At 73.0% G+C, this 21808-nt stretch carries 22 protein-coding genes and 1 tRNA gene; 7 read left to right on the top strand and 16 right to left on the bottom strand.

What is annotated here, in order from left to right; all coding sequences use genetic code 11:
- Nucleotides 1–4: 4 nt before the first annotated feature.
- The 4 genes from ASG83_RS02695 to galU form a co-directional block, all read right to left on the bottom strand.
- A tRNA-Ala gene (locus ASG83_RS02695) sits at nt 5–79 on the bottom strand.
- A gap of 49 nt (nt 80–128) precedes the next feature.
- On the bottom strand, nt 129–1136 hold the full coding sequence (locus ASG83_RS02700; RefSeq protein WP_055856840.1) for a hypothetical protein: 1008 nt from the start codon (nt 1134–1136) through the stop codon (nt 129–131).
- Between the two features lie 27 nt (nt 1137–1163).
- Nucleotides 1164–1817, bottom strand: a complete 654-nt coding sequence (locus ASG83_RS02705; protein WP_082514852.1) for a GNAT family N-acetyltransferase — start codon at nt 1815–1817, stop codon at nt 1164–1166.
- Between the two features lie 6 nt (nt 1818–1823).
- Entirely contained in the window at nt 1824–2714 is an 891-nt protein-coding gene (gene galU / locus ASG83_RS02710) for a UTP--glucose-1-phosphate uridylyltransferase GalU (RefSeq protein WP_055856842.1), read from the bottom strand.
- A 69-nt stretch (nt 2715–2783) separates the two neighbouring features.
- Between galU and ASG83_RS02715 the strand changes: the two genes are divergently transcribed.
- The 3 genes from ASG83_RS02715 (at nt 2784) to mscL (ending at nt 4301) form a co-directional block, all read left to right on the top strand.
- Nucleotides 2784–3389, top strand: a complete 606-nt coding sequence (locus ASG83_RS02715) for a 5-formyltetrahydrofolate cyclo-ligase (RefSeq protein WP_055856845.1) — start codon at nt 2784–2786, stop codon at nt 3387–3389.
- Nucleotides 3390–3464: 75 nt separating this feature from the next.
- Entirely contained in the window at nt 3465–3779 is a 315-nt protein-coding gene (locus tag ASG83_RS02720; RefSeq protein ID WP_055856847.1) for an FmdB family zinc ribbon protein, read from the top strand.
- An 84-nt stretch (nt 3780–3863) separates the two neighbouring features.
- Nucleotides 3864–4301, top strand: a complete 438-nt coding sequence (mscL, locus tag ASG83_RS02725; protein WP_055856850.1) for a large conductance mechanosensitive channel protein MscL — start codon at nt 3864–3866, stop codon at nt 4299–4301.
- A 414-nt stretch (nt 4302–4715) separates the two neighbouring features.
- Here the strand turns inward: mscL and ASG83_RS02735 are convergent, their stop codons facing one another.
- From ASG83_RS02735 to ASG83_RS02755, 5 genes are all read right to left on the bottom strand, one after another.
- A complete protein-coding gene (locus ASG83_RS02735; protein WP_055856854.1) occupies nt 4716–8516 on the bottom strand; it encodes an ATP-binding protein in 3801 nt (1266 codons plus the stop codon).
- Between the two features lie 80 nt (nt 8517–8596).
- Nucleotides 8597–9460, bottom strand: coding sequence for a putative RNA methyltransferase (locus ASG83_RS02740; protein WP_055856857.1), 864 nt, complete (start codon nt 9458–9460; stop codon nt 8597–8599).
- Nucleotides 9461–9479: 19 nt separating this feature from the next.
- Nucleotides 9480–10001 carry a GNAT family N-acetyltransferase gene (locus ASG83_RS02745; protein WP_055856860.1) on the bottom strand — a complete coding sequence of 174 codons (522 nt, stop codon included), beginning with the start codon at nt 9999–10001 and terminating at the stop codon, nt 9480–9482.
- A complete protein-coding gene (locus tag ASG83_RS02750) occupies nt 9998–10741 on the bottom strand; it encodes a CDP-alcohol phosphatidyltransferase family protein (protein WP_055856862.1) in 744 nt (247 codons plus the stop codon). The genes ASG83_RS02745 and ASG83_RS02750 overlap by 4 nt, the downstream gene beginning before the upstream one ends.
- 20 nt (nt 10742–10761) lie before the next feature.
- Nucleotides 10762–11511 carry a tyrosine-protein phosphatase gene (locus ASG83_RS02755; protein ID WP_055856865.1) on the bottom strand — a complete coding sequence of 250 codons (750 nt, stop codon included), beginning with the start codon at nt 11509–11511 and terminating at the stop codon, nt 10762–10764.
- A gap of 112 nt (nt 11512–11623) precedes the next feature.
- Between ASG83_RS02755 and ASG83_RS02760 the strand changes: the two genes are divergently transcribed.
- The gene (locus ASG83_RS02760) at nt 11624–11956 is read left to right on the top strand and encodes a ribonuclease E inhibitor RraB (protein WP_055856867.1); all 333 of its coding nucleotides are present in this window, start codon (nt 11624–11626) and stop codon (nt 11954–11956) included.
- Here ASG83_RS02760 and ASG83_RS12865 read toward each other — a convergent pair.
- From ASG83_RS12865 to ASG83_RS02780, 4 genes are read right to left on the bottom strand one after another with little or no spacing between them, the layout of a single operon-like run.
- Entirely contained in the window at nt 11943–12668 is a 726-nt protein-coding gene (locus ASG83_RS12865) for an HIT family protein (protein WP_200959254.1), read from the bottom strand. The two genes, ASG83_RS02760 and ASG83_RS12865, sit on opposite strands and share 14 nt — an antisense overlap.
- Before the next feature lie 23 nt (nt 12669–12691).
- On the bottom strand, nt 12692–13117 hold the full coding sequence (locus ASG83_RS02770) for an iron chaperone (RefSeq protein WP_200959255.1): 426 nt from the start codon (nt 13115–13117) through the stop codon (nt 12692–12694).
- Between the two features lie 51 nt (nt 13118–13168).
- Entirely contained in the window at nt 13169–14893 is a 1725-nt protein-coding gene (locus ASG83_RS02775; RefSeq protein ID WP_055856870.1) for an amidase, read from the bottom strand.
- The gene (locus tag ASG83_RS02780; protein ID WP_055859123.1) at nt 14890–15954 is read right to left on the bottom strand and encodes an agmatine/peptidylarginine deiminase; all 1065 of its coding nucleotides are present in this window, start codon (nt 15952–15954) and stop codon (nt 14890–14892) included. Before ASG83_RS02780 ends, ASG83_RS02775 begins: the two co-directional genes overlap by 4 nt.
- 112 nt (nt 15955–16066) lie before the next feature.
- Here ASG83_RS02780 and ASG83_RS02785 point away from each other — a divergent pair, with 112 nt between their 5' ends.
- From ASG83_RS02785 to ASG83_RS02795, 3 genes are all read left to right on the top strand, one after another.
- Nucleotides 16067–16702 (top strand): TetR family transcriptional regulator C-terminal domain-containing protein, encoded by a 636-nt coding sequence (locus ASG83_RS02785; protein ID WP_055856873.1) that lies wholly within the window; start codon nt 16067–16069, stop codon nt 16700–16702.
- Nucleotides 16703–16816: 114 nt separating this feature from the next.
- Nucleotides 16817–17542 (top strand): nucleoside/nucleotide kinase family protein, encoded by a 726-nt coding sequence (locus ASG83_RS02790; protein WP_235451385.1) that lies wholly within the window; start codon nt 16817–16819, stop codon nt 17540–17542.
- Between the two features lie 35 nt (nt 17543–17577).
- A complete protein-coding gene (locus ASG83_RS02795) occupies nt 17578–18579 on the top strand; it encodes a LacI family DNA-binding transcriptional regulator (protein WP_055856875.1) in 1002 nt (333 codons plus the stop codon).
- 48 nt (nt 18580–18627) lie between these two features.
- On the opposite strand, the gene ASG83_RS02800 is transcribed toward ASG83_RS02795, so the two are convergent.
- The 3 genes from ASG83_RS02800 to ASG83_RS02810 form a co-directional block, all read right to left on the bottom strand.
- Nucleotides 18628–19392, bottom strand: a complete 765-nt coding sequence (locus ASG83_RS02800; protein WP_055859128.1) for an ATP-binding cassette domain-containing protein — start codon at nt 19390–19392, stop codon at nt 18628–18630.
- Nucleotides 19392–20423: an ABC transporter permease gene (locus ASG83_RS02805; protein WP_055856877.1), complete on the bottom strand. Its 1032-nt coding sequence runs from the start codon at nt 20421–20423 to the stop codon at nt 19392–19394. Before ASG83_RS02805 ends, ASG83_RS02800 begins: the two co-directional genes overlap by 1 nt.
- A gap of 94 nt (nt 20424–20517) precedes the next feature.
- Nucleotides 20518–21624: a substrate-binding domain-containing protein gene (locus ASG83_RS02810; RefSeq protein ID WP_055856880.1), complete on the bottom strand. Its 1107-nt coding sequence runs from the start codon at nt 21622–21624 to the stop codon at nt 20518–20520.
- Nucleotides 21625–21808 lie beyond the last annotated feature (184 nt).

Consider the following 21808-nt stretch of genomic DNA (forward strand, 5'->3'; position numbering starts at 1 on the left):
TCGGTGGACCTGAGGGGATTCGAACCCCTGANNCCTCTTCATTGCGAACGAAGCGCGCTACCAACTGCGCCACAGGCCCGTGAACGACGACAACACTATCACTGCCGACGAGGCCGATCGCACCCCGCTCAGCCGGCGGCGCGACGGCGCTCGAGCACCTCGTCGAGGTCGGGCGCCGCGGTCGGCAGCCCCTCGAGCAGGCCCATCCGGGCGAACCGGCTGACCGGTTCGGAGGAGCTGCCCCCGGTCGCGTCAGCAGCGGGGACGGCGACCGGAGCGGCAGGAACAGGGGCGGTCTCGGCCGCGGCCGAGTCGGCCGGCGTGGGGGCGGCGGATGCGGCGCTCGCGACCGCGGGCGCGCTCGGCGCCGTCGCGGCCCGCTGCGCCCGCTCGGCCTCGGCCGCGGCGGCGGCCAGCACGGCGGCGTGGTCGATCGCGCCGAGGCCCGGCCGGCCGGAGCTCGCGCTCGGCACGGCGAGGTAGCGCGGCTTCGGCAGGGGCACCGGCGTCCAGTCGCGCGGCTCGGCGGCGCGGGACCCGCGGTCGGCGTCGGCGGCGAAGTCGACGAAGCGCTGCGCGCGGCGGGGGACGACGGCGCCGGTCGAGCGGCGACGGCTCGCACGCGCGAGCCCGACCAGCAGGGTGACGCCGCTCACGACGATGAAGGAGGCGAGAGCCGTCCACGCCCAGGCGCCGGCGACGGCGGAGACGACGACGCCGACGAGGGCGAGGAGCGTGAGCAGGGAGGTGGCCGCGCGCGAGCGGCGAACGCGCGCCTGGCCGCGCTGGGCGGCGTCGACCTCGGCGGCGAGACCGGGGGCGGTCTGCTGCAGACGCTCGCGGACGGCGCGCTGCGCGGCGGCCTCACGAGCGCGGGCGATGGCCTGCTCCTCCCGCTGACGGGCGGCGAGGGTGCGCTCCTGGTTGGCGACTTCGCGCGCCGTCATCTCGGCGCGCACCGCCTCGGGGAGCTCGGCCGTCTGCGCCATGATGCGCAGCGTCTGCTGCAGCCGCAGAGCGTTCCGCTCGGTCGACAGGTACTCGGTGCGGCGGCGCCACATCGGCACGAGGTAGACGAGCCAGAGCCCTGCGGCGAGAGCGATGAGGATCGCTGTTCCACCGCCTGTGAACTCCATGGCGGCAACGGTATGCCCGAGCGGACGCTACGGCAGGGCGATCCCGCGGCGCGCCGCGATGAGGTCGACCTCGGGGATGCTCGCGGCCGTCGCGGGGGCGCGTCCGGCCCGCCAGCGCTGCAGCACGCCCTGCGGCACCTCCTCGACGGTGAGGGCGAAGCAGAAGTGGTCGCGCCAGTCGCCGTTGATGTGGATGTAGCGGCGTCGCAGCCCCTCGTAGCGGAAGCCGAGCTTCTCGACCACGCGCAGGCTCGGGCCGTTCTCGGGGCGGATGCAGATCTCCATGCGGTGCAGACCGAGGGTGAAGAACACGTGATCGGTGGCGAGCGCGACGGCGGTCGGGGTGAGCCCGCGCCCGGCGAAGCGCTCGCCGACCCAGTAGCCGATGGTCGCCGAGGCGAGCGAGCCGTAGGTCATGCCCGAGACGTTGAGCTGGCCGGCGAACTCGCCCTCGCTCTCGATCACGAACGGCAGTCCCGACCCGGTGCGCGCTGCGGCGAGCAGCCCGCGGATGCTCCCGCGCGTGTCCCACGAGACGGGGGCCACGGGGCTCGTCGCCTCCCACGGGCGCAGCCAGGCGCGGTTCACGAGCAGCTCGCGCTCGAGGGCCCTCGCGTCGCGCACGCGGATGGGCCGCAGGGTGGTCGCCCCGTCGCGCAGGGTCGGGATGCTCGTCGCCACTGCCGGTCAGTCGAGGTTCGCGGCGAAGTCGCGCAGCCAGGGGCGCAGGTCGGGGCCGAGGTCGTCGCGCTCGACGGCGAGCTGCACGATCGCCTTGATGTAGTCGAGGCGATCGCCCGTGTCGTAGCGGCGCCCGCGGAACACGACGCCGTAGACGCCGCCGGAGCTCTCGTCGTTGGCGAGCTCGAGCAGCGCATCCGTCAGCTGGATCTCGCCGCCCTTGCCCGGCGCCGTGTGCTCGAGGACATCGAAGATCTCGGGCTTGAGCACGTACCGACCGATGATGGCGTAGTTCGAAGGCGCCTCGCCCTGCGGGGGCTTCTCGACGAGGCCGGTGATGCGGACGACGTCGTCGTCCTCGGTCTTCTCGACCGTCGCGATGCCGTACATGTGCGTCTGCGAGGCGGGCACCTCGAGCAGGGCGACGACGGTCGCATCGCGACGCTCGTGCACCTCGGTCATGCGCGAGAGCAGCGGGTCGCGCGGGTCGATGATGTCGTCGCCGAGCAGGACGGCGAACGGCTCGTGACCGACGTGCATCCTCGAGCGGAGGACGGCGTGGCCGAGGCCGAGCGGGTCGCCCTGACGGACGTAGTGGACGTCAGCGAGGTCGGTGGAGTACTCGACCTTCTCGAGCTTCTCGTGGTCGCCCTTCGCCTCGAGCGTGGACTCGAGCTCGTACATGCGGTCGAAGTGGTTCTCGAGCGCGGCCTTGTTGCGCCCCGTGATCATGAGCACGTCGTGCAGGCCTGCGCCCACCGCCTCCTCCACCACGTACTGGATGGCGGGCTTGTCGACGACGGGCAGCATCTCCTTGGGCATCGCTTTGGTGGCCGGGAGGAAGCGCGTTCCGAGTCCGGCGGCGGGAATGACGGCCTTCGTGAGTGCGGGAGACATGCCCGCAACCCTAGCGAAGGGGCCCCGACAGGCCTCCTGCGAGCGCCCGGCGAACTCTAGGATTGCCCCATGCCGAGCGACGCCGAGCACGCCGCCCACGCCAAGCGCGCCCTCCGCGCCGAGCTGCGGGAGCGCCGGCGCATCCGGCCCAGGCACGAGCGCGAGACCGTCTGCGAGCGGCTCACGGGGCAGCTCATCGAGCTCGTCTCCGCGCTCGCCCCGCAACGGCTCAGCTGCTACCTCTCGACGCCGGACGAGCCGCCGACCCGCGCCTTCCTCGAATGGGCGAGCGATCGCGGCATCGAGGTCCTGCTGCCCGTCTCGCGCGATGACGGCCTGCTCGACTGGGCGGCGCTCCCGCCTTCGGGGGCGGATGCCCTCGCCGAGCTCCTCGACGCCGCCGGCATGCCCGTGCCGGACGCCGAGCTGCTGAGCCCGCTCGCGATCAACGACGCAGGTCTGATCCTCGTCCCCGCCGCCGCCGTCGACCGCTCCGGCATGCGCATGGGCTGGGGTCGCGGCTACTTCGACAAGACCCTCGGGTCGATGGACCGCCGCCCGCCGGTGTTCGCGGTGGTCTTCGACGACGAGCTCGTCGACGAGCTGCCGAGCGAGCCGCATGACCAGCGCGTCGACGGCGTCGTGACGCCGAGCGGCACCGTCCGCTTCGGCTGAGCGGTCGGGGCCGGGAGGGTCGACCTGGTCCGGAACGACGCGCGGTCGCCCGTATCCTTGTCCAGGAGGATCGCCATGCCCACGTACTCGTACCGCTGCACGGAATGCTCGACCGCGTTCGACATCCAGCAGGCGTTCACCGACGACTCGCTCACGGAGTGCCCCGAGTGCGGCGGTCGGCTCCGCAAGCTGTTCTCGGCGGTCGGAGTGACCTTCAACGGCTCGGGCTTCTACCGCACCGACAGCCGCGCGAGCGGATCGTCGTCGGGCGGATCGTCGTCGGGCGGATCATCGTCGAGCGGATCATCCGAGACGTCATCGGGCGGATCGAGCGCGCCCGCTCCCGCGAGCTCCTCCGCTCCGGCGAGCACCTCCGCGGCCGCGAGCTGATCGATTCCGGCTCGGTGGGGCGCCCGGGCCGCACCGCCGATTAGGCTCGAGGCACTGTCAACCACCTCACCCCCGGGAGTCCCCGTGTTCAGCGGCTTCAAGGCATTCATCCTGCGCGGCAACGTCATCGAGCTCGCCGTCGCGGTCGTCGTCGGCACGGCGTTCACCGCGCTCGTCAACGCCATCGTCTCGGCGGTCATCAACCCGGCGATCGGCGCGCTCTTCAGCGCCGAGAGCCTCAGCACGGCGCTCGTCGTGGAGATCCCGACCCTCACGGGCGGCGAGCCCGCGAAGCTCATGTTCGGCGCCGTGATCGCCGCGCTCCTGAACTTCCTCATCGTCGCGGCCGTCGTGTACTTCGCGCTCGTGATGCCCATGAACGCGCTGGCGAAGCGCGCCGAGGCGGCGCGCCAGGCGGGGCAGCCCGTGACAGCGGCCGACGAGCCGCCGACGGAGATCGAGCTGCTCGGGGAGATCCGCGACCTCCTCGCCCGCCGCGACGCCGCCGAGCCGAAGGAGTAGCGCGGCGCGCACCCGCTCTGCCCGCCCACGCGCGCGCGTCGGAGCTTGCACCCGCGCCTGTGCGGGCGACGGCTGAGCCCTCTATCGGTCAGTCGTTGCGGACGCTCGCGCGGCCGCCCGCAACGAGCGGCCGATAGACGGTCCGCAAGACAGCGGCGCCGTCGCCTGGTGCTCGACGAGACGGCGGAACGCGGTGGACCGTCACCGCTCAGTAGTGGGGCGGCTTATCGGCGGTGAGGCGCGCGTCGTTCTCGTCGAGGCGGTGACGCTCCGGCTCGCCGACCGGGGTCGGGTCCGAGCCCGGCGGCGGCGGGGTCGTCGCGCGTCGGCGAGCGCGGGGTCGTCGCGGCGGTGCGGACGGCCGCTGCTCCGAGTCCGCAGGCTCGGGATCCGAGGGGAGATCGCGCACCGGGCCTACCGCGGCATCGGCGGCAGCACGTCGATCGGCTGCGTCTCGGTGAGGGCCGCGCGGTGCCGGGCCGCCGCGGCCTCGGTCGCCGCCGAGGGGCGACCCGTCGTCCCCGCGCTCGCTCCCGCCATGGCCGCGATACGGTCGGCGACCGCGTCGGGCTGGCTGAAGAGTTCGAAGACGTGGACGCGCGCGTAATGCCAGCCGAGGCGGCGCAGGAGATCCGGTCGCAGGCGCAGCGACTCGCGCAGGCTCATGTCCATGAGCGAGGCGTCGGTGTCGACGGCGATGCAGTAGCCGCCGCGGCTCGCGACGAGGCGGAACTTCCCGCGGTGCCCGAGCGAGACGCGGAGCCCGCGCGCCTCGAGGCGCCGAGCGAGGTCGATGAGCATCGGGTCGCTGTCGTCGGGCAGGTCGACGCGCGAGCGGCGCGCCTCGATGTCGGCGAGGAGGTCGGCGAGGGCCCGGGCGCCGTGCGACATGCGGTCGTCGTCGAGGTCCTCCGCGCGGACGCAGCTGACGATGCGCACGAAGCGGCGGGCGCGCGTCATCGCGACGGCGAGCAGGCGGTCGCCGCCCGGTCGGCCGAGCGCGCCGAACTCGCTCAGGACGCGGCCGTGCGGTGTTCGGCCGAAGCCGATCGAGAAGATCACGCGGTCGCGGCTCTGGGCGACGGCCTGCTCGATCGTGAGGACGGCGAAGGGCTCCGGGCGATCGCCGAGCACGAAGTCGTGCAGGTCTGGCCGCGTGCCGATCGCCTCGAGCACGGCGGCGTGCACGCGCGAGGCGTGCTTCGTGCTCGCGGTGATGACCATGAGCGACTCGTGCGGGCGGGCCGTCGCGTGCTCGAGCACGAGGTCGACGACGCGCTCGACCTCGATGTCGACGCTCTCGACCGCCCCCGACTCGTCATCGGGCATGCCGTGGCCGTCGAGGTGGTCGACCGCGATCGAGGGGTGGCCGAGGAAGGACCCGGCCCACGGCAGCGAGTCGATGCGCCCGGCGTAGAAGCGTCGGTTGACGAGCTCGGCGAGATCCTCCCCGCCCGCGCGGTAGGAGCGGGTGAGCGACATCGAGGGCAGGAGCTCGGCGAGCTGGAAGAGCGCCGAGGCCGCGTGCCGGGCATCCACGTCGGTGTCGCCCTCGGTCTCGTCGGCGTCGAGCGCGACGGTGAACGGCGACGGGCTCTGCGTCACCGGGTCGCCGACGGCGACGACCTGCCGGGCCCGACGGATGGCTCCGGCGACCTCGGGGATCGTCACGGCACCCGCGTCGAGCAGGAACACGGTGTCGAAGGGGATGTCGTCGCTGATGCGGTGCACGTCGTACGGCGAGGCGAGCCAGACCGGGGCGATCGGGCGGCTGAGGTGCGGAGCGCACTTCTGCAGGTCGCCCGAGGTGAGCATGCCCGCCTTCAGCAGCGCCTTGAGCGCGGCGGCCTCGTCGGGCCAGTCGGTGATGCCGATCGACCAGTTCTCCGCCAGCTGCCACCCCAGCAGCGACGCGGTTCCCGCGGCGTGCGCCTCGTCGACGAGACGGAAGTCGGCCTCGAGGCGGTCGAGCACGGCGGTGTCGGCGCCGAGCAGCGCGCGATCGCTCTGCAGGAGCGCGTCGAGGGCCGAGCGCCACCAGGCGAGCTCGAGCTCGGCGGCGACCTGGTCGTGCGGGACGTGACGGGCCGACAGGTCGCTCAGCAGCGGGCCGACCTCCCAGCGCTCCATCTCGCGCAGCAGCTCGGTTCTCTCCTGCAGGTTGTTGAGCACATCGCTCTCCGCGGCGAGCGCCTCGACGAGCTCGACGAGGTCGGCGATGCGGCGCTGGCGGAGCAGCTCGGGCTTCGACTCGTGGCCGAGCGGGGCATCGAGCGCGTCGAGATCCTGCTCGACCTGCTGGAAGGCGTGATGGACGTCCGCGATGCCGACCGGCACCTGGGGGGTGATGCCGACGGGCACGAAGCGCTGCCACAGGACGCGCTGCTGCTGGATGCGCGTGAGCGCCTCGTGCAGGTCGCCGACGTGGACGCCGGGGCGCAGGTACTCCTTCGCGAGCGACTTCAGGCGCCGCCGCGTCGCCGCGGGCATCGACGAGCCCTCGCGCCGGGGCGCGGTCGCCGCGATGAGCTCGCTGAGCGACCGGTCGAACACCGACGGCTGGAACTTGTCGAGCGTGTCGCGGATGTCGATGAGCAGGCGCAGGTAGATGCCGAGCTCGGCGACCGACTCGAAGGGGCGCATGTGCGTCGAGCCGACGAGGGCGTTGGCGCGCTCGAGCAGGCGCGGCAGCAGCTCGCGGTGGAGGCGCTTCGCCCGCTCGTGAGCGCGCTCCGCTTCCTGACCGGTCGCGAAGCGGGCGCCGTACCAGGGCGAGTCGTCCGGGCCGTACTTGAACTGCCCGAGCTCGGCGGCCTGCACCATGACGGAGCTCGCGTGGGCGCGATCCTTCGCGAGCAGCTCGACGGCCTGGCGGCTCAGGCGCGCGCGGGTCGTCGGGGGCGTCGGGAGCAGCGCGAGGCGGCTGAGCTCGGTGACGCAGTCGTAGACGCTGATGCCGAGCGCCGCATCGGGCCGGGCGAGCGCCTCGCGGTAGTCGACGAGCACGCCGCGGAGTCGGGCGAGCGCCTCGTTGACGTCGGCGACCTGGGGGCGGGATGCCTTCTCGTTGCGGGAGATCGCGCGGATCACGTCGCGCCGCAGCGAGCGCGCCGTGACCGCCATGCCCGGCAGCCCGATCTCGGCGAACCGGCTCGCGACCGAGCGCACGCTCGCGCGGCGGGGGCTCACGACGAGAACGCGCTTGTTCTGGGCGACGAGGGCTCCGACGGCGTTGACCACGGTCTGGGTGCCGCCCGTGCCCGGCAGCGTCTTCACGACGAGCGAATTGCCGGCCGCGATGCTCGCGATCACCTGCTCCTGCTCGGCGTCGGCGTCGAGCAGCAGGAGGTCGGTCTCGGGCGGGCGCCTGTCGGCATGCACGAGCTCGACCGGGGTCGTGCTCTCGCGCACGGCCCAGCGGGCGCTCTGGTTGCCGGCGAGGGCGTCGAGAACGGGATGCGCGAGGTCGTGCGCATCGGCCGCCATCGGGGCGCCGATCTCCGCGAAGGTGCTCACGACGAGGCGCGGCGCGATCGTGAACCCGTCGAGGTGCGCGGTGAGCCCGCGGAGCCGGTCGAGGGGCGGGTTCGGCTTGAAGGTCCCCTCGTCGTCGGTGAGGGCGACGAAGGCGTGCGTGTCGAGGTGCACCGAGAACTGCTGCGAGAGGGCGCGGACCAGGGCGGGGTTCACGGCGACCTCGCCGCGAAGGGTGAGCTCGACATCCCGACCCCGACGGCGCAGCCGCAGGGGGCGCAGCAGGAGGGGGCCGCGGTGGTCGACGCCGTCGTGGTGCCAGGCGACCATGCCGATGCCGAGCGCGACGGCGTCGATTCCGCGCACGCTCGCGAGCTCGAGCCCCTTGTCGGCGATGCGCTCGGCGGCGAGGCGCGCCCGGCGCAGAGCGACGTCGTCGCGCACGAGGTTGCTCAGCAGGGTGGGGCTCCCGGCGATGAAGCGGGCGAGCCCGCCCGGGTGGCTCGTGCCGAGCTCGATGCGGGTGCGGTCGGAGTCCTCGAAGTGCAGCAGGGGCGAGCGCCCGCCGAGAGCGGCGAGCTCCTCGCGCCAGCGCTCCCACACGGGGGTCGCGATGTTGCCGACGCTCACCGTCGGATCCCCGATCGAGAGCGCGCTCGCGCTCGTGCCCCCGGATGCGGCGGTCGCGGGAGCGTCGTCGTCAGCGACATCGGGATCGTCGTATCGGTCGGCACGCCACACGCCGACACCCTACGCGCGGTGCGGTCCGACTCGGGGCATTGCGCCCCGTTCGGCGGCAAATCGGGCGCGCGCCCGCCGAGTCACGCGACCTGGAGGACGACGACGCTCACCGCGATCGTCACGGGCGTCGGCTCGGGCCATCCGGCGAGCCGGTCGACGAGCTCGGAACGATCGTGATGGAAGGCGTTCGGCCCCATCATCACGAGGTCGAGGAGCTCCTCGCGGCCGAGCTCGTGCACCGCGCTCACCCGCGTCGACGACACCACGCGGGCGCCGGGGATGCTCGCCGCCGCCTCCTCCGCCTTGCCGGCCGGCACGCGCAGCAGCCCGAGGGCTTCGACGAGCTCGCGGTGGTGGTCGGCCTCGGGCACCACGATCACGACGCGCGCCCCGGGGGCGAGGATCCGCTCGAGCTCCGCGGCTCCGCGCTCGCCGCCGCCCGGCGCGAAGACGCGGAGCGCGACGTCGACGCCCGCATCCCCCACCGGAATGCCGCGCCAGACGTCGCTCCCGACAGCCGCGAGGCGCTCGTGCGCGCGGGCCGCGCGGCGCAGGGCGGGCACGGAGGCATCGAGCACGACACCGCGCAGCGCGGGTCGAGCGACGAGGGCGCGGGCGGCGTGCCACCCGGTGCCGCCGCCGAGGTCGACGAGCCAGCGGGCGTCGGTCGGAACGGCGTCGACGACGGCCGCCGCGATGGCGTCGTGCACACCGGAGGCCTGGACGCGCTCGCGCGCCTCGACCATGGGCACGGTATCGCCCGTCGCCGTCGAGGCGCCCCCGCGCAGGCTCGCATAGCCCTGGCGCGCGACGTCGAAGTGGTGGCCCGCCTCGCATCGGACTCCCCCGTCGACGCGCTCGAGCGCCTCGCGGCAGAGCGGGCACTCGAGGATCTCGAGGGCTGCGGTCAGAGCATCGGGGTCGTGCGGCGGGGCCGGGGTCACGCCGCTACTGTACGGGCGCTCACTGCTGTGCGGGGCGCTCCAGGGCGCACCAGACGACCTCGCCCCGCTCGTCGTGCGTGACGTGCTGGGCCACGAAGCCGACCTTCGCGGCGACGCGCAGCGACGCGGCGTTGGTCGCCGCGATCGTCGTCCAGAGCCTCTCGCGGCCGGTGCGCCACGCGGCGGCCACGAGCGCGCGGGCCGCCTCGGTCGCGAGCCCGTGGCCGTGCACGGCGGGCAGCAGCTCCGAGACGAGCTCGGGCTCGTCGACGGTCGCCCGCCCCGGGACGAGCGCGACGTAGCCGACGGGCCAGCGCTCGCCCGCGAGCCGGATCATCCGCAGCCCCAGTCGGTGGTCGGCGAGCTGGCCCTCGAGGGCCGGGATGCGCGCGAGCACCTGCTCGGCCGAGGCGGGCTCGCCGCCGCGCGCCGTCCAGATCGCGGCGTAGGCGACGGCGTCCTCCGGCTGGAAGGGCGTGAGTGTCAGCCTCTCGGTCGCGAGCTCGGCGTCGAGCGGCCGGTACGGCAGGGGCGCGCTCATGTGGGGGCTCCCCCGCGCTCGAGCCGGGCATCCCGGCGCCCGCTCACGATGCGGCCGATCGCGCGCGCTCCGATGATGACCTCGACGACGGCGGCGGGGCGCACCCACGCCGAGCGCGGCAGGTCGACGACGCCGCCGCGCGCGAAGCTCACCGCGGCGAGAGCCGCCACGGGCGCGGCCCACGCGGCGAACGTGATGGCGCGCCAGGCGGTGCTCGGCTCGTGCGTGACGACGAACCACGTCCAGAGCGCGGTGTCGGAGAGGTAGTCGCCCTGCGTGCCGAAGCGCGTGACCGTGCCCGTGCCCCGGGCGAGCTTGCCGTCGACGAAGTCGGTCGCGAGCGCGAGCACGGGCACGGCGCCGCCGAGTCGGGCCGAGGCCGCGGGCAGATTGGCGCGGGCGATCGTGAGCAGATTGGGGGCGCCGAGCGTGCGGCGCTCCTCGAGCATCCCCAGATGGGTGACCGTCATGAGCCAGCTCGTGAGCACCCAGGCGCGGCCCCGCGGGTGCGCGAGGGCGGCCATCGCGAGGTGCACCGCGGTCGCCTCCACGACCGCGCGCGGCCGCTTGCGGGCCTCCAGGATGCTGCGGGCCGTCGTGTCGACCGCGAACCTGCCCCAGGCGGCCGGCCCGAATCGCCCCTCGCGAAGCCCGTCGAGGAGGGCGTTCGAGGCCGCACGGCTGTCGTCGCCCGCGAGGGCACGACGACGCGCATCATCGCGCGCGCGCGTTCGGGTCATGCGCACCTCCTCACCAGAGGTTAAGTGGAGCGCGAGGAGAACTCGATACCCGCGTCAGGGTGCCATGCGTCGCGCAGCCGCGCGCGGAGGGGCGCGACGAGCTCGCCCGCGCCGTGCTCGCGCAGCCAGGCCTCGGCGTCGAACGCATCGAGGAAGAGGTGGAGCTCGCCCGTGACCCGATCGAGCCAGGGCCCGAGCTCGCGGTTGGAGCGCCACGGGTCGTGCGGGCGCGGGTTCTCGCGCAGGTGGAAGTTCGTCGCGATGACGGCGAGCCAGTAGTCGTTGACGATGCCCGCGCGCATGACGCCCGCGAGCTGGAGGAGCATCGCGGCGATGAGGCCCGTGCGGTCGCGGCCGCCCGCGCAGTGGATGAGCACGGCGCCGTCCGCGGGCGCCTCGGCGATCGGGCGCAGAGCTCCGATGACGAGGTGCGGCCAGCGGCGCAGGACCTCCGGGTAGTAGCGGGGCGAGTTGAGGTGCTCGCCGTAGCGGGCCATGAACTCGGCGTCGCCCTGATCCTCGATGGGGGCGCGGTGAACGGTGATGGCGGCCGGCGCCCCGGTCGTGCGGACCTCGTCGTCGTTGCGGAGGTCGACGACGGTGCGCACGCCGGCCTCGAGCAGGGCATCCCACCCCGCGTCATCGAGAGCATCGAGCTGGGGCGACCGGTAGAGACGGCCGCGCACGGTGTCGCCTCGGGAGTCGTCGAGCGGGAGCCCGCCGAGATCCCACGCGTTGTGCAGGCCGGTGATGGGGAGCGCGCGCGTCATGGAGTCATAAGACCATGAATCCTCAGCTTGTGCGAGTCCGAGTGCGAGGGGTCGGCCGGGCGACCGGTGTCGGCTACGCGAGCGCGCTCGGTCGGGTCTATGCTCAACCGCCGTGGGAGACATCCAGCCGCACCTGACCTCGAACGTCGAGCAGTTCAGCCAGCGAATCAAGATGCGCGACGATGTCGACCTGCCGCGCGAGGTCGAGCACTTCGCCAACTTCGCCGCCATCAAGGACGCCCGGTCGGCCGCGCGCGACCTCCAGGCGCTCGGCTACGAGGTCGCCGTCACGCGCCGGATGGTGTTCCGCGCGACGCTGCGCGCCACCAAGCAGTCGACCGTCGACATCGAGACCGCCGACGCCATGGTCGAGGAGGTCTTCGGCGTCGTCGAGGCGCGCCGTGGCGACTACGACGGCTGGGGCGCGCCGGTCATCCAGCGGTAGGGGCGGGCTCGGGCCTCTGGTCCTGAACGGGCTGGGGCTCCTGGACGGGCTGCGGCTCGGGCGCCGACTCGGGCTCCGTGCTGACGGGGCCCTCGAGCTCGATCTCGTGCGGCTGGGCGAGAGGGCCCTCCGGCTCCTCCCTGATGCCCGAGAGCTCGCGGAGCTGCGCGGTGATCGCATCGCGCAGCGGCTGGTGCCCCGGCTTGTACTCGTGGAGCTCGTCCGTCCAGTGCGTGTCGCGGTACTCCCAGACGGGGCGCTCGGCCTTCGGCCCCTCCCACTCGTAGCGGGGGAAGACGTGGGCGTGGACGTACGCGTCGGTGTTGCCGAGGATCTCGATGTTGACGCGCCGGAAGGCCGGGTCCTTCTCGATGCACGCGCGCTCGACCGCGATCGCGAGGAGGTCGAGGTCGGCGAGGAACTGCAGGCGCTGCTCGCGCGTGAGCTGGCTGAGCATCGCGGCGTCGCGGTGCTTGCTGATGAGCAGCGAGTAGCCGGGGAGGAACTGGGTGTCGCCGATGACCGCCCAGCCGCTCGAGAGCTCGAGCATGACCATGGGGTTCTCGCCGCGCGCGCTCGCGCCGACGCGGTCGTCGCGCCACGAGATCGCGGAGTCCTCCGTCGAGGCGGGGTGGGCGCTGCCGACCGGGGCGGAGTCGGCGCCGAGCGCGTCCGCGGGGTCCGCGTCCGCCTTCTTCGAGAAGAGGTTCATGGGGCGACCTTACTGAAGGTGATTCAGCCGCGCGCGGGGGTTGCGTGCGCGGCCCCCGCGTGCACGACTCCGTGCTGCGCCGCGTGCTCGGCCGCGTGCTGGGCGGCGTGCTCGGCGGAGTGCTGGGCGGCGTGCTCGGCGATCCGCGTCACGAGGTCGAACGGGATGGGTTTGGAGTAGAGCAGGTTGACGGTGTCCTTCGCCGACCGGTACTCCGCGATGGCCGCCTCGAACGCCTCATCGCCGCGCGGCACCGGGTAGATGCCGATGTGGTTCTTCCACCCCGCGAAGTGCAGCCAGTAGCCGCCGTCGAGCGGGATCGCCGGCATCCCGTACCGGATTCGCTCGTCGCCCGCGGGGGCGGCGCTGCGGATCGCGCCGCGGACGCCGCGCAGGATGGACTGGACGTCGGCCGGGAACCGCGCGATGTAGTCGTCGACGTCGCTCATGGTGCCGCCAGCATCCACCCGGAGCGAGGGAAGGTCAAGAGTCGGAGGCGATCACAGCTCCGGCGCCCGCGGAGCGGGCGAGCGGGTCGACCCGAGCGCCGAGCCCGCCCGGTTCGCCGACGCCTCGAACGCCGCCGCGAGAGCGAGGAGGCGCGCGTCGTCGTAGGCGCGACCGGCGAAGGTCAGCCCCACGGGCATCCCGATATCGCTCATGAGCCCCATGCCGACCTGCACGCACGGGATCCCGAGGTGGCGCGGCACGAGGTTGCCGTTGGCGACCCACGTGCCGTTGCGCCAGGCGAGCTCGGCGCTCGCGGGGTTCACGTCGGCGTCGGCGGGGCCGGCGTCGGCGACGGCGGGGAAGACGACGGCGTCGAGGCCGAGGTCGTCCATCCACTGCTCGAGGTCGAGGCGGCGCGCCTCCTCGAGGCCGCGCAGCCCCGCCTCGAGGTGCGGGATGTCCGCGAGCGCGGGCACGCCCTCGCGGCGCGCGCGGTGCACGTAGTCCTCGAGCGGCACGTCCTCCGGTGCGAACCGGCTCAGATGATCGTCGTACCGGCCGGGCAGCGACCCGGGCGGGGTCGGGAAGATGAGCTCGGGCTCGACGTCGACGAGGCGGTGCAGGTGCGGGTCGCCGTTGGCCTGCAGGAACTCCTCCCACCCCCACATCGACAGCTCCCACAGCTCGGAGTCGGCGAAGCCCTCCGGCACGAGGCCCCGCACGGTGAGCGAGCGGTCGTCGGCGCGCCCGCGGCTCTCGTAGTTCGTCACGACGGGGAGGTCGACCTCGATGACCTCGGCGCCCGCGGCCTCGAGGTCGCGTCGGGCGAGCTCCCACTGCGCGATGACGGTCGCGCGCGTCTCGATCGGGTCGTCCGAGTCGGGCTCGGCGCCGATGTACATGCGGGGCACGCCGACCCGGGCTCCCCGGAGCGCGGCGTCCCGGGCCGCGGGCGCGCCGATGGCGGCGTACGAGAGCGGGCGCACGGTCGATGCGGCGGGGATGCCCACCCAGGGCTGCACGCGCCAGAAGTCGCCGCGCGTCTCGAGGTCGTCGGCGACGATCTGATCGAGCACGAGGAGCAGCTCGTCGATCGTGCGCGCGTAGGGCACGACGACGTCCATGGTCGGCACGAGCGGCCAGTTGCCGCGCACCGAGATGATGCCGCGGCTCGGGGTGTAGCAGACGAGACCGTTGTTCGAGGCCGGGCCGCGGCCGCTCGACCAGGTCTCCTCGGCGAGGGCGAAGGCGCACAGGCTCGCGCCCGCGGCGGTGCCCGAGCCGTTCGACGACCCCGAGCCGAACGGCGCCGTCAGGTAGTCGGCGTTGTAGGGGCTCTCGGCGCGACCGTAGAGCCCGCGCTGCATGCCGCCGTTGGCCATCGGGGGCATGTTCGTCAGCCCGAGGCAGATCGCTCCCCCGGCGCGCAGCCGCTCGATCGTGAAGGCGTCGCGCTGCGCGACGAGGTCGGCGAACGCGGGCGAGCCGCTCGCGACCGTGAGGCCGCGCACCATGTAGCTGTCCTTCGCCGCGTACGGGATCCCGTCGAGCGGGCTCAGCACCTCACCGCGGGCTCGTCGCTCGTCGCTCGCGCGGGCCTCGGCGAGAGCATCCGGATTCATGACGACGTAGGCGTTGAGAGTCGGGCCGGCCGCGTCGTAGCCCGCGATGCGATCGAGGTAGCCCTGCACGAGCTCGACCGCGGTGAGGCGGCCGTCGTCGAGCGCGCGGCGCAGCTCGCCGATCGACGCCTCGACGAGGGGGATGCTCGTCACCGGTCGCCCGCGCCCGCCGCGTCGCCGCCCGCGAGCGTCGCGAGCCCCGCCCGCGGCTGCTGCTGCGTGATGCAGTGGATACCGCCCCCGCGCGCGAAGATCTCGCGCGCGTCGACCGTCACGACCTCGCGCCCGTACGCGTCGCGCAGGATGTCGCGAGCCCGGGCATCCGCCGCGTCGTCGCCGAAGCCGCACGCGATGACGCCGCCGTTGACGACGAGGTGATTGACATAGCTGTAGTCGACGAAGCCCTCCTCGTCGCGCAGCTGCGCGGGAGCGGGCAGCTCGATGAGCTCGAGTGAGCGGCCGCGCGCGTCGGTCGCGGCGCGCAGGGCGTCGTGAATGGCGGGCATCACAGCGTGGTCGGGGTGGGCCGGGTCGTGCTGCGCGTGCACGAGCACGCGGCCCGGGCTCGCGAAGGTCGCGACGATGTCGACGTGCCCGCGGGTGCCGAGCTCGTCGTAGTCGCGCGTGAGGCCGCGCGGCAGCCAGATGGCCGTCTCGACGCCGAGCGTGCGGGCGAGCTCGGCCTCGACGCGCTCCTTCGTCGCCCAGGGGTTGCGGTCGGGGTCGAGCTGCACGGTCTCGGTGACGAGCACGGTGCCCTCGCCGTCGACGTGGATGCCGCCGCCCTCGTTGACGAGCAGGCTCGGCACGCGCGCGAGGCCGAGCTCGCCGAGGATGCGCGCGGCGATGAGCGCATCGTTCTCGCAGTCGGCGCCCTGGCCCCAGGCGTTGAAGATCCAGTCGACGCCGCCGCGCTCGCCCGTGGCGTCGTCGATGACGAAGGTGGGGCCGAAGTCGCGCATCCAGAAGTCGTCGAGCGGGGCCTCGACGATGTCGATGTCGGCGCTCAGCATGCGGCGGGCGCGCTCGCGCTCGCTCGGGTCGACGACCATCGTGACGGGCTCGAAGGGGAGGATCGCGTGGGCGACGGTCGTCCACGCGTCGTAGGTGGCCTCGCGGGCGGCCGAGCTGTCGCCCATCACCTCGCCCTCGCGCGGGAACGCCATCCAGATGCGGTCGTGCGGAGCGGTCTCCGCGGGCATGCGCCAGGCCATCGTCGGCTCCTCGTCGTGTCGGACGCCGCCGCCGCGACCGCGGCGCGGCATCTCTTGTTGATCAGGCGATCAATATCTAGACTGCTCGAAAGCTACCGAGGCGGGGGTCGGCGTGTCAACAGCGAGCAGCGGGGCGGATGCCCGCCCCCGCGCCCCCCGGACCTCGCCCACTGAGCGCGCCGCCCAGATCGCCGCCGCCGCGGAGGCCCTGGCGCTCGAGGAGGGTCTGCACGCCCTCACCCTGCGCGCCGTGGCCGCGCGCGCCGGAGTCGCCTCGAGCCTCGTCGCGCACTACGCCCCGAGCATGGAGCAGCTCGTCGCCGACGCGTTCACATCCATCGTCGCCTCCGAGCTCGCCGAGGTGCGCGCGCACGCGAGCGTCGTGCGTCATCCGACCGCCCGGCTGCAGGCGCTGCTCGCGACCCTGCTCGACGGCAGCCGCGACGACGTCACGGGCGTGTGGGTCGACGCGTGGAGCATCGCGCGCCGGTCATCCCCCCTCGCCGCCGCGGTGCGCGAGCAGATGACGGCCTGGCACGCGGCCATCGTCGAGGTGCTGACGCAGGCCGCGCCGGCGTCGATGCCCGCGCGCGAGCTCGACCGGGTGGCGGCGCACGTGCTCGCGATGGTCGACGGGCTCAACGCGCACGGGCTCGTCGGCTACGGCCCGACCGGCCCGGGCCTGGCCCTCATCGCGCGCGTCGTCGAGCGCGAGCTGTCGCTGCCCGAGGGCGCGCTCACCCGCTGAGCCCGGATCGGGGGCGCCCGGGACACTGAGGCGCACCCGATTGCGCAATCGCATGCGCACGGGCATGATCGAGGGGTGGATGTCCGTGCCGACCAGGAGAGGAAGGAACGCGTCGTGCGAGATGACGGGCCGGCAGCAGAGCGCCTCGGCGCCTCCCCGCGCGGCGACCTCGTGCCGGAATCGACGATCGGCGAGCTCGCCGACGACCTGCTGGCGATGGCGCGGCAGTCGGGCCATCGCGTCATCCTCGGGATCTGCGGGGCTCCGGGCGCGGGCAAGTCCGTCCTCGCCGACGCGCTGGCCGCCCACCTCGCGCGCGACACCGCGGTCGTCGTCCCCTTCGACGGCTTCCACCTCGCGAGCAGCGTGCTCGAGGGCACCCCGCTCGCCGCCCGTCGCGGAGCCCTCGAGACCTTCGATCTCGGCGCCTACCGCTCCCTCATCGAGCGACTGCGCCGCCGCGACGAGGCAACCGTCTACGCGCCCACCTTCGTGCGCGGCCTGGAGGAGCCGATCGCCTCGGCGATCCCCGTTCCGCGCGAGACGCCCCTCATCATCACCGAGGGCAACTACCTGCTCTCCGCCGACCCGATTCTGCAGGAGGTCCGCGGGCTGCTCGACGCCGTGTGGTACCTCGACACGCCGCCCGAGATCCGGCTCCCCCAGCTCGTGGCGCGCCACATGGAGTTCGGCAAGCCCGCCGCCGACGCGAGGGCCTGGGCCACCGGCACCGATCAGCGAAACGCCGAGGAGGTCGAGGCGACCCGCGCGTCGGCCGATCGGATCATTACTGTGAGGCGCGCGCCCACGCGCGCGGAACCCCCGCCCGAGCACCCCTGACACCCCGCACCCCAGGCACGCGAACGGAGAACCCCATGGTGACGATGTCGGACGTCGCGCGAGTCGCCGGCGTCTCCGCGACGACGGTCTCGCACGTCATCAACAAGACCCGCAAGATCGAGGCGGAGACCGAACGGGCCGTCCTCGCCGCGATCGCCGAGACGGGCTACCTCAATGACCGGGTCGCGCGCTCGCTGCGCACCGGCAAGACGATGACGATCGGGCTCGCGATCTCCGCCATCTCGAACCCCTACTTCGCGGACGTCGTCCACGCGATCGAGAGGACGGTCAGTGCCAACGGCCACTCCCTCCTGCTCGCCGACACGCACGACGACCCCGAGCACGAGCTGCGCGCGGTGACCGACCTGCTCGCCCATCGGCCCGACGGCATCCTCATCGCACCGTCCTCCGACCCGCAGACGGCGCTCGACCGGATCGCGAGCCGGCGCATCCCCACCGTCCTCATCGACCGCGTGCACCCCGAGATCGACAGCTGGCCCTTCGACGCGATCGGCGTGGAGAACGTCGAGCCCATGGCCGAGCTCGTCGAGCATCTCGTCGACCAGGGCCATCGGCGCATCGCGATGGTGGCGGGCAAGAAGGGCCTGCAGACGACGATCGAGCGCATCGAGGGCTTCCATCTGGGCATGAGCCGCCGCGGTCTCGCCAGCAGCGAGGCGGACGTCGCGCACGGCGCGGAGGACGCCGGTGCGGCGGTGGATGCTCTGCTCGCGCTCCCCGAGCCTCCGACCGCGCTCGTCATGGGCAACAACCAGGCCACCATCGATTCGATGCGCCGCCTCGCCGAGCGGGGCATCCGCATCCCGGAGGACCTGGCGCTCGCCTGCTTCGACGACTTCCCGTGGGCGGACCTCTTCCACCCCCGCCTCACGGCCGTCCGCCAGCCGGTCGACCTGCTGGGCTCGCGCGCGGTCACGATGCTGTTCGATCGCATGGCCGCGCCCGAGCTCGCCGCACGCCAGGTCCGCCTCCGCACGGAGCTGATCGTGCGCGACTCCGGAGCCCTGCGCCGCTGAGCGCGAGGAGCGCCCGCACGCTCGACGAGCGCGCGGGCCCCCTCGAGCTCAGGAGCGCGCGGCGCCCGTCATGATCGCGACGGCGTCGGTCATGCTGTGCGACTGCGGGGTGATGACGGTCGCGCGCTTGCCCAGCCGCTGGATGTGGATGCGATCGGCGACGTCGAACACGTGCGGCATGTTGTGGCTGACGAGGATCACCGAGACCCCGCGCTCCCGCAGCCGCCCGATGAGGTTGAGCACCTGGTTCGACTCGCGCACGCCGAGCGCGGCGGTGGGCTCGTCGAGGACGACGACCTTCGACCCGAACGCCGCCGCTCGAGCCACGGCGACGGCCTGCCTCTGGCCGCCCGAGAGGTTCTCGACCGGGACGGTCACGTCCTGCAGCGTGGTGATCCCGAGCTCGGTGAGCTCCTCGCGGGCGCGCCGCCGCATCGCCGGCGTGTCCATCATCCGCAGGATCGAGCCGAGCGGCCCGGGCCGCCGCAGCTCTCGGCCGAGGAAGAGGTTGGAGGCCACGTCCAGCGCGGGCGAGACGGCGAGGCTCTGGTAGACGGTCTCGATCCCGAGCGCGCGCGCGTCCTGGGTCCGGGAGAGCGTCACCTTCTTCCCGTCGAGGTAGATGTCGCCCTCGTCCGGGATCTCGGCGCCCGTGAGGCACTTGATCAGGGTCGACTTCCCCGCGCCGTTGTCGCCGATGACGGCGAGCACCTCGCCCGGCATGAGCTCGAAGTCGACGCCGTCGAGGCCGACGACGCGGCCGTAGGTCTTGACGAGGCGCTCGGCCCGCATCACGGGTTCACGGTCAGTCATCACTTCGCCTTCCGAATCCAGTGGTCGATCGAGACCGCGGCGATGACGAGCACGCCCACCGCGAAGGTCTGGTAGAGCGAGTCGACGCCCGCGAGCGAGAGCCCGTTGCGGAAGACGCCGACGATGAGCGCGCCGAGGAGGGTTCCCCAGATGATCCCTCGACCGCCGAACAGGCTCGTGCCGCCGATGACGACGGCGGTGATCGAGTCGAGGTTGACGTCGACCGCCGCGTTCGGTCCGGCCGCGTCGCTGCGACCGATCTGCAGCCAGGCGGCGATCGCGAGGATCGCCCCGGCGGTCAGGTAGACGCTCATGAGCACGCGGGTGACCGGGATCCCGGCGAGACGCGCGGCGTCCTTGTCGTCGCCGACCGCGTAGACGTGGCGGCCCCAGGCCGTCTGTCCGAGGACGAAGGCGAGGACGAGGTACAGGACGACCATGATGAGCACGCCCGTCGTGATGCGCACGCCCGCGATGTCGATGATCGAGCCCGTCCAGGTCAGCAGCTCGGGCAGGTCGGCCCCGATGATCGTCTGGCCGCCCGAATAGAGGAGGGTCAGGGCGATGAAGATGTTGAGAGTGCCGAGCGTCGCGATGAACGGCGGCAGCTTGAGCCGCGTGACGAGCGCCCCGTTGAGGGCCCCGGCGCCCACCGCGGCCAGGAACCCGACGACGAGCGCGACGGCCGCGGGGAGCCCGCCGGCCTCGGTCGCGAGCTGCGCCATGACCATCGACGAGAGCACCATCGCGGCGCCGACCGACAGGTCGATGCCGGCGGTGAGGATGATGATCGTCTGCGCCGCGGCGACCGTCCCGACGATCGCGACCTGCTGGACGATGAGCGAGAGGTTGTTCGGCAGGAGGAAGCGCTCGTTGAGCAGGCCGAAGATGATGACGGCGATGAGCAGCACGATCGCCGGGCTGAGCGCCGGGTACCTCAGCAGCAGATGGCGGATCCGCGACGCCGGCGTGGACCTGTCCAGGAACTCGGTGGCGAGATGGATGCCATCCGTGGGCGGATTCGATGTCATGTCGATGGCCTTTTCGTTCGTCGCGGATCAGGATGTGCGGCGTCGGCCCTGAGGGTGACCCCAGGGCCGACGCCCGTGGTGGATCCGGTGCCGTCTAGCCCCAGCAGAGCTCGCTGGCCTCGGCGGTGTCGATGCTCTCGACGCCGTCGACCGGGTCGTCCGTCACGAGGGCGACCCCGGTGTCGAAGAAGTCCAGTCCGTCGGTGACCTCCGGGGCCTCGCCGGTCTCGACGAGCTCGACGATGGCCTCGACGCCGAGCCGCGCCATGTCGACGGGGTACTGCTGAGCCGTGGCGTCGATGATGCCATCGGAGACGTACTCGACGCCCGCGCATCCGCCGTCGACCGAGACGATCAGGGCGTCGTCCTCGCGTCCTGCCGCCTCGAGGGCCTGGTAGGCGCCGAAGGCGGCCGGCTCGTTGATCGTGTAGACGATGTTGATGTCCGGGTTCTTGGACAGCAGGGTCTCCATCGCTGCGCGGCCGCCGTCCTCGGCGCCTCCGGTGGCCTCGTTGCCGACGATCTCGTAGTCGCCGCCCGAGTACGTGCCGGTCGGCGCCTCATCCCCGTTGAGGTTCGGGTCGGCGACGTCGATCCCCATCCCCTCGAGGAAGCCCTGGTCGCGGTTGTAGTCGACGCTCACGATGCGGTCGTCGAAGACGTCGAGCAGGGCGATGACGGCCTTCTCGCCGTCGAGCTGCGCGGCGGCCCACGAGCCGATGAGGTTGCCCGCTCGACGGTTGTCGGTGGCGAAGGTGATGTCGACGACATCGGCCGGGTCGGGCGCGGTGTCCAGCGCGATCACGTACAGCCCCGCGTCGCGGGCCCGCTCGATCGCGCTGTTGACGCCGGGCCCGTTGAGGGCGATGAGGATGCCCTCGTCGCCGCGGGCGATCGCGTTCTCGATGGCGGTGATCTGGCTCGCCTCGTCGCCGTCCTCGCTGCCCGCGGCGAAGGTCAGCTCGACGCCGGCCTCCTCGGCGGCCGCCTCGGCGCCCTCCTGCATCGCGACGAAGAACGGGTTCGCCTCGGTCTTCACGATCAGCGTGACGCCGATCGGGTCGTCGCCCTCGGCGCCCTCGGTCGCGCCGCTGTCGGCGGAGGCGGCGCATCCGGAGAGCAGCAGGGCAGCGGACGCGAATGCGGCCGTCGCCGTGGTGATCCGTCCGAAGCGCGGTGCTCGTGCAGTCTGACTCTTCATTGAATCCTCCTTGGAATCGGTCATCCCCCGTTGGTGCCGAAACACAGTCAAACAGCTCCGCATGCGATTGCGCAACCGTATACGCAGACGAATGCGCGAGCGTGCATCAGGTTCGGCGGGCGTCCGCGCGTGAGGTGCCGCGCAGGAGAACGCCGACCAGGACGGGGCACGGCGGCACGACGCT

Origin of the sequence: Yonghaparkia sp. Soil809 (genome assembly GCF_001429705.1) — a bacterium.
GTDB lineage: Bacteria > Actinomycetota > Actinomycetes > Actinomycetales > Microbacteriaceae > Microcella.